The following is a 734-nucleotide window of genomic DNA, read 5'->3' as shown; positions in this document are numbered from 1 at the left end:
CTTAAGCGTTATCCCAATGCTCGGTTCGAAGGTATTGGTGGCCCTTTAATGCTAGCTGAGGGTTTTAACTCTCATGTACCAATGGAACGGCTTTCTGTTATGGGGCTTGTTGAGGTGCTTGGGCGTATTTTTGAGCTGATTGGTATTCGGCGTCGCCTAAAACAACATTTTCTAAAATCACGCCCGGATGCTTTTATTGGCATTGATGCCCCTGACTTCAATATAGGCTTGGAATTGGCCTTGCGCAAAAAGGGCTTGAAAACCGGTCATTATGTTAGCCCCTCTGTTTGGGCATGGCGTCAGAAGCGTATTTTTAAAATAGCGCGTGCAGTCGATCTGATGTTGACTCTCTTTCCGTTTGAGGCAAAATTTTATAAAGCGCATGACGTTGCAGTACGATTTGTTGGTCACCCTCTGGCTGACAGCATTCCAGAACATTCAGATAAAAGCTCGGCTCGTGAGGCTTTGGGCTTGGATCAAAATGCGAAACTGGTAGCACTGCTTCCCGGAAGTCGAGCAGGTGAGATTTCTTATATAGGTAAGAGCTTTCTTGATACTGCGTGTTGGTTGTATGAGCGCGACCCCAATATCAAATTTGTTTTACCTTATGTTAATGAGGCGCGCAAAGAGCAAATTTTATCCTTGTTAGACGATTGCGAGGTAAACCTGCCGCTAACCTTGATTTCAGGTCGCTCGCGTGAGGTGATGGCTGCAAGTGATGTGATTGTATTGGC

At 45.8% G+C, this 734-nt stretch carries 1 protein-coding gene; it reads left to right on the top strand.

Going from position 1 to position 734, the window contains the following annotated elements; translation table 11 throughout:
• A partial coding sequence (gene lpxB / locus A3735_RS26980; RefSeq protein WP_068639015.1) for a lipid-A-disaccharide synthase occupies nt 1-734 on the top strand: 734 nt, incomplete at both ends.

This window comes from Oleiphilus sp. HI0061 (assembly GCF_001635675.1).
Note: the sequence above shows the minus strand (reverse complement) of the source record. Positions and strands in the feature narration are given on the sequence as shown.